This window comes from Cupriavidus sp. FW216-B1, assembly GCF_058789195.1.
Genome location: NZ_JBYTEL010000050.1, coordinates 1 through 1,481 on the forward strand (window position 1 = coordinate 1; position 1,481 = coordinate 1,481).

General features: G+C 66.7%; 2 protein-coding genes. Both read left to right on the forward strand.

Features of this window, described 5'->3' with window-relative positions; genetic code table 11:
- Positions 1 to 123: 123 nt before the first annotated feature.
- On the forward strand, positions 124 to 756 hold the full coding sequence (locus tag AC3WXD_RS34905) for an ASCH domain-containing protein (protein WP_492325741.1): 633 nt from the start codon (positions 124 to 126) through the stop codon (positions 754 to 756).
- A 205-nt stretch (positions 757 to 961) separates the two neighbouring features.
- Positions 962 to 1,481: DUF1643 domain-containing protein (locus tag AC3WXD_RS34910; RefSeq protein WP_492325740.1), on the forward strand; the 520-nt coding region annotated here is incomplete at its 3' end.

Genomic DNA, 1,481 nt, shown 5'->3' on the forward strand with positions numbered 1-1,481 from the left:
ATGCTGCAGCCTGTGCGATGCCCATTTCAACCAGTTCAACGGAAAGCCAGCCCAGCTGATCGCAGCCCTTGAGGCTGAGGCCGCAGAACGCAGTGCTCGCGTGGCGGCGAAGGGGCTGCCATGGTGAAGGAACGCCCCATTCTCTTCAGCGCGCCCATGGTGCGCGCCATCCTCGACGGCCGGAAGACGCAGACGCGGCGAATCGTCAGCCCGCAACCGACGCTGGACGAGCGCGGACTGCTGTGGTGGAACTGGTCCAAGAACGCTGGATCGGCCAGCATTGACCGTCCTGGCCAGCCATCGGAAGAGTGGCTAGCGCGCTGCCCCCACGGCCAGTCCGGCGACCGCCTGTGGGTGCGCGAGTCGTTCTGGGGCTGTGATACGCCAGGCTACGGGGACCAGCCATGTGTGGTCTACGACGACGAGTGGCACGGCAAAGAATATCGTCCCACCGAAATAAGGCCGTGGGCGCGCAAGTTCGGACGCATCCCATCGATCCATATGCCGCGCGACTGTTCGCGCATCTTGCTGGAGATCGTCGGCGTGCGTGTCGAGCGGCTGAACGACTGCAGCGAGGCTGATGCGCTCGCCGAGGGCATGGGGCGATATTTCTATCAGGGCTATGACTTCGCCTATGAAGCCATGTCGCCGGCGCTGGCCAACTATCGGCGCCTCTGGGAGGAACTGAATAGCGCCGGCGCGTGGACTGCGAATCCGTGGGTGTGGGTGATCGAGTTCAGGAGGATCGAGGGATGACCGAGCCGCTCTATCCAGACTGCGATGGCATCGCGCCGCCTCGAGTGCGAGGCGCCATTTGCTGCGCCGTATGCGGCTGGCCGCGAAATCGTGCTGTGCATCTCCCTGCGTTGGACCAGCTTGCCGGCGCGCCCGCGTGGGATCACGAATTCATCGACCCGGCTACGCGAGCCTCAAGGGCCGGCCTGGAACGCAGGAGCAGACCGTGAAGCACCTGACCGAAACCACTCTCGACGGCGAGGCCGGCTGCATCCTCTCCGACTGCGAACAGTACCGCTACCGCCTGTGGCGCGAGTGGGACCGCAGCCGGCCGGCCCTGGGCTTCATCATGCTCAACCCGTCAACCGCAGATCACCAGGTCAACGACCCAACGATCACGCGGTGCCTGCAGCGCGCGCTGGCCGGCAAGTACGGCCGGCTGGAGGTGGCCAACCTCTACCCGCTGCGCTCGACCGATCCGGACGGCCTGCTGACCCATCCGGCGCCGCTGGGCGACCGGGCTGACCGGAACGACGGCGCCATCATGGATGCACTGGACCGCTGCTCGCTGGTGATCTGCGCATGGGGCGCGCACAAGGCGGCGCCGGCGCGCGCGGCGGAGGTGCTGCGCATCGTCCGGATGTGTGGCCGCGGGCCGCTGCTGCACCACTTGGGCCTGAACAAGGACGGCAGCCCCAAGCACCCGCTGTACGTCGCTGGCGCGGTACGGCCCGCTCCCTACCAAC